General features: G+C 48.6%; 5 protein-coding genes. 2 read left to right on the top strand and 3 right to left on the bottom strand.

The features are described 5' to 3' along the window. The 3 genes from ACOJTG_RS06075 to lysA form a co-directional block, all read right to left on the bottom strand. Positions 1–547: alpha/beta fold hydrolase (locus ACOJTG_RS06075; RefSeq protein ID WP_420152991.1), on the bottom strand; the 547-nt coding region annotated here is incomplete at its 3' end. 34 nt (positions 548–581) lie between these two features. Continuing rightward, the gene (locus ACOJTG_RS06070) at positions 582–1,121 is read right to left on the bottom strand and encodes an RBBP9/YdeN family alpha/beta hydrolase (RefSeq protein WP_420152990.1); all 540 of its coding nucleotides are present in this window, start codon (positions 1,119–1,121) and stop codon (positions 582–584) included. Between the two features lie 176 nt (positions 1,122–1,297). After that, positions 1,298–2,536 (bottom strand): diaminopimelate decarboxylase, encoded by a 1,239-nt coding sequence (gene lysA / locus ACOJTG_RS06065; RefSeq protein WP_420152989.1) that lies wholly within the window; start codon positions 2,534–2,536, stop codon positions 1,298–1,300. 616 nt (positions 2,537–3,152) lie between these two features. Here lysA and ACOJTG_RS06060 point away from each other — a divergent pair. Continuing rightward, positions 3,153–4,373, top strand: coding sequence for an alkaline phosphatase D family protein (locus ACOJTG_RS06060; RefSeq protein WP_420152988.1), 1,221 nt, complete (start codon positions 3,153–3,155; stop codon positions 4,371–4,373). Between the two features lie 268 nt (positions 4,374–4,641). Further along, the coding region (locus ACOJTG_RS06055) for an aldo/keto reductase (protein ID WP_420152987.1) at positions 4,642–5,349 on the top strand (708 nt) is incomplete at its 3' end.

Here is a 5,349-nt window from a genome sequence, read left to right as displayed (position 1 = left end):
TCCAGAATAGTACATCATACGCGGATTGACGCGGCGTTCCCACAATCGGTACTACCCGATCCATAAAGCTGGGGTAACTAACGGCCCACTGAAAGGACTGCATTCCTCCCATCGATACACCCATTACCGCATACAGGTGATTCAGCTTCAGGTGCTTCGTTACCAATTCATATTGACTCTTCACCATATCCCGGATCGTAAAGAGGGGGAATTTTTCGTTAGGCTGCGTTTTAGAATTCGAGGGTGAAGTAGACACCCCATTACCAATGCCATCAACCACAATGACGAAAAAATGGGTACTGTCGGCCATGCTCCCGGCATTAGCAATGCTGGCCTTTTGCTGGGAGGTGCCACCAAACCAGGTAGGCACCAGAATGGCATTGGAACGCTGCGGGTTGAGTTTCCCAAAGGTTCGGTAACCAAGGGTACAATTCTGAATCGTCAGCCCGTTTTCAAGTTTCAAATCTCCTAAGTCCGCAAACTTTTGCTGGGCTTGTAGACTACTGCCCAGACCTATCAAGAAAACCAGAATACAACGAAAAAGCATCGATTGAAAGGGGAAAACGTTATAAAATCATAACCTACAGGTGATCCAGTTGCTGAAGAAGTTCGAGTCCCGCCGGCCAGGAACCGTATCCCGAACCTACGTTGATATGTCCGGCATTGGTAATGGTGATTAGCTCGCTCCCCCATGCCTCTGCCATATCTTGAGCCCGTTCCATCGTCATATACGGATCATTGGTACTGCGAACAACGATGGAAGGGAAAGGAAGTTTTACCGTGGGCATGGGTGAAAATCCAGTCGTGCCGGAGGGGTACGAAGCGGCTTCGGTATCACTCGGAGCTACCAGCAAGGCGGCCTTGATCGGACGCTTATAGAGTTCTGCCCAGTAGGCAATCGTCACGCAGGCTAAGCTATGTCCTACCAAAATCACATTCGATACACCCGCCCGAAGCACGGCTTTATCCAGCGTTTGTACCCAGTCGGTACAGATGGGCGTTTCCCAGTCCCGCTGTTGAACGCGTTCAAGGTTGTATTGGTCCTGCCAGAGCGTCTGCCAGTGACCTTCGCCGGAATTTCCGAGTCCCGGGTGAATGAGTACGGTTGATTGAAACGACATAGCCTAAATAGAAAACTGGCAAAGGAGTGAATTCCCTTGCCAGTATAGCATTTAACAGTCTTACTAACAAATCCTCTTTATAATGAATCAGAGTCAGCCGGAGATTAATACAACGATTTGTACGTATAAAATCCCACTTCGTCCTCTTTCAAACTTGAAGCGATTTCAAACGTTTCCTAGTACACATCAATCTCAACCTGATTGCGTAAGACGTCTTCCAGCGTTTCCCGCTGCCGAATCACATGTGCTTCGCCATTCAGTACCAGTACCTCCGCCGGACGCAGGCGACTGTTGTATTGGCTACTCATGGCAAAACCGTAGGCTCCGGCGTTGAGTATGGCGAGAATATCGTTGGCTTTGACTTTATTGAGGGTACGGCCCAGGGCGAAGTTATCCGTTTCGCAGATGTAACCCACTACGTCATACACATCCTGTTCCGAATCATCCGGATTGGATGCATTCACAATATGATGATAGGCATCGTACATCATCGGACGGATCAGGTGATTCAACCCGGAATTCACGCCGACAAACGTACGGCCCGGAGCTTCTTTCACTACATTAGCCGATACCAGCAGGTACCCACATTCACTGACGAGGTACTTACCGGGTTCAAACCATAGTTGCAGGTTACGCCCGTATTTTTCACAGAATTCCCGGAAAAATCCCGATAGCTCGGCTCCGAATTTCTCCATATCCGTTGTATAGTCGCCTTCTTTGTAAGCTACTTTAAATCCACCGCCGAGATCGATGCACTGTAAGTCGGGAAAATCGTAGGCAAACTCGAATACGCGACTGGCGGCTTCGATAAAAGCAGAAGCTTCCTTTACGTCAGAGCCCGTATGCTGGTGTAAACCCACGATTTTCAGATCGTACTTTTCAACCAGAGCCAGGATTTCCGCCTTTTGCCGAATATCAATACCGAATTTAGACCCTTCGTGGGCCGTCATGATTTTTGCATTTCCTCCCGCCGCTACGTTAGGCTTCACCCGAATCATACAGGGTTTGGACGAACCATATTTCTGACCAAATTTTTCCAGTACGTCGAGGTTATCCAGGTTTACGAACGCTCCCTGTTCAACGGCAAATTCGATTTCGTCGAAGCTCACGCCGCTGGGCGTAAAGTTCATCTGATTTCCTGCGTACCCAGCCAGAAGTCCAATCTGTAACTCCTGCGGAGAAACCACGTCGAGATCCACGCCGTACTTACGCATGAGTTTGAGTACGGCTAGGGAAGTGAGAGCTTTACAGGCGTATTTAATTTTCAGATCAATCCCTGCGAAGGCCTGGTGAATGCTTTGAATTTGCTGAATAATTTTATCGCCGTCGTATACGTACAGGGGTGTACCAAAACGCTCGGCTAAATCAGTAACTTTCTGATTTTGTATGAAATAAGAACCTTCTCGGAGTTGCATGGGAATGTAAGAAAAAATAAAGCTGCAAGTTGGCAGAAAGTGACGGGTTTGCCAAAGAGGAATGCGTAGTTTATGGGATTAGTTTGACGTGTGCCGTCGGGCATTCCTGCGTTACACCTTGCCCCTCAAACGCCTTGACAAAAGCCAGGTAGCCGAAAACCCTATCTGCTACAGACTCCGATCTCTCACGCTGTAGATGGATTTATAAAATAGAAACGCAAGAGCCAACCCCGAAGGAGTTCAATGTAATTAACTCCGTATGCAATGCGGGGAACATGCCGCCCGGTAGGCACAGCCTACCAACTTAAAAAGTCCGTAGTGAATACTACGGACAACCCATCCCGCTAACTTTATTGGGTTTTACCCAATAAACTCCAAACTCCAAACTCCAAACTCCAAACTCCAAACTCCAAACTGCAGCGGCGGCCACTCTCATCTTTAAACATTACCCCCTAAATTTGCAATCTGCAAGGCAACGAGCCATTATTAACTATTTCTTAATCATCAACACATGCAGAAAACGATACGTTTCTGGCTTTTTCTTCTATTCACCTGTACACTTCTGACCACTCAGGCTCAGTTACAAAGTGGTCCCATGCTGGGCTAGTCCGACTACATGGAAGTCATGGTATGGGCTCAGACTAAGAAAGCGGCTAAAGTTAAAATTCAGTACTGGGAAGTGGGCAATCCCTCCAACAAACGATCTACCGATGAGGTCAATACGGAAAAATCCAACGCCTACATTGCTCATTTGTACGCGGATCAGGTAGAACCGGGTAAGAAATATGAGTATGAAGTTTGGGTGGATGGAAAAAAAGTAGCCCGCCCCTATCCGCTTCAGTTTCAGACTCAGCAACTGTGGCAGTACCGTACCGATCCGCCCGCGTTCAGCTTTGCTTTCGGTAGCTGTGCCTATTTCAGCGAACCCGAGTACGATCGCCCCGGTACGCCTTACGGTCAGCAATACGAGATCTTTACGAAAATTGACAGTCTGCGTCCTGACTTTATGGTTTGGGGTGGCGACAACAATTACTACCGGGAGGTGGACTGGAGTACGCGTACGGGGATGCTCCGCCGCATGACACACGGTCGCTCATTCCCGCAACTGCAATCCCTGCTGGCCCATACGCACCACTACGCCATCTGGGACGATCATGATTACGGCCCCAATGACTCAGACCGCAGTTTCTGGATGAAGCGTGATGCCCTCGACATCTTCAAGCAGTTCTGGGGGAATCCGAATTATGCCTTTGAAAAAGAAGGCATTACGGGCACGTTCCAGTGGGGCGATTGTCAGTTTTTCATGCTGGATGACCGCTGGTGGCGAGCCCCCAATGAAATGGAAGGCTCGAACAAAGATTACCTGGGTAAGAAGCAGCTTGACTGGCTGATCGACGCTCTGAAATTCAGTCAGGCCACGTTTAAGTTTGTAGTTTGCGGCGGTCAGGTGATCAATCCGGCGGCTCAGTTTGAAAACTACTCCGTATACGCGGAGGAGCGGGAAGAACTGCTGAAGCGGATCGCGGAACAGAAAATTCCGGGCGTAGTATTCCTTTCGGGCGACCGTCACCATACGGCCGTGCACAAACTCCAGCGATTCAACGCGTATCCTTTCTACGATTTCACTATTTCGCCGTTCACCTCCGGTCCTGCCCGTCAGACCAAAGAAGAAGCGGTATCTCCGACACTATTACCCGAAACTGTACTGACCGAACGTAATTTTGCGGTTATGTCGCTTTCCGGTGCCAAAAACGAGCGGGTATTAACCGTAAAAGCGTACAACACCCGGGGCGAACTGAAGTGGACCAAAGAAATTAAAGCCAGTGAATTGAAATAAGTAATGTAATTTTAGAAGACATCTATCGTCACAAAGTAGAAGCCATTGATTATCTTACTGATAGTCAATGGCTTTTACTTTATGGTTACGAGTTAGTTACGCCCAGGTCCAAACTAAGTTAATCTCTGGCAATTGAGGAAACACCTACAGGCATGTTCACAACTAAAATCCCGTACGTGAAACTGAATTTATAATCGTTCCTTGATTTGCTTACAAGCTTCAGGGGTTTGCATACAGGCGTGTGACTACGCCTGCCGACCTTTGCATCATGGAAATAAAACAAATCGCATTGGGCAGCCAGGGTTTGGTTGTACCAGTAATCGGCCTGGGCTGTATGGGCATGACGGGCTTTGAAGAGGGACACATGTATGGTCCTGCGGATGAACAGGAAGCCATCGCAACGATCCACCGTTCGCTTGAGTTAGGCGGTACTTTTTTAGATACTGCCGATCTGTACGGACCGCTGAAGAATGAGCAGTTGATCGCCAAAGCAATCAGTGGTAAACGTGATCAGTATATTCTGGCGACCAAGTTTGGCTGGGAGATCGACGACAACAACAAGGTAACCTGGGCCATTAATGGCAAGAAAGATTATGTGAAGAAGTCGTTGGAGCGTTCGCTCAAAAATCTGAATACGGATTACATCGATCTGTATTACCTGCACCGTCTGGATAAAAATACGCCGATTGAGGAAACGGTTCAGGCGATGGCGGAGCTGGTTCAGGAAGGTAAAGTGGGGTACATCGGTTTGTCGGAAGTTTCGTCCGAAACGGTGAAGCGAGCCCATGCCGTACACCCGATCACTGCCGTACAAAGCGAATACTCATTGTTCGAGCGGACGGTGGAAGAACGTGGCGTTCTGGCAACCTTACAGGAATTGGGTATTGGCTTTGTAGCGTACTCACCGCTGGGTCGTGGCTTCTTGTCGGGACAGATCAAAAGCATCGATGACCTACCTGAGCATGATTTCCGCAGG

This window comes from Siphonobacter sp. (genome assembly GCF_048595215.1).
Lineage (GTDB): Bacteria > Bacteroidota > Bacteroidia > Cytophagales > Spirosomataceae > Siphonobacter.
This window is presented reverse-complemented; position numbering and strand designations above follow the sequence as displayed.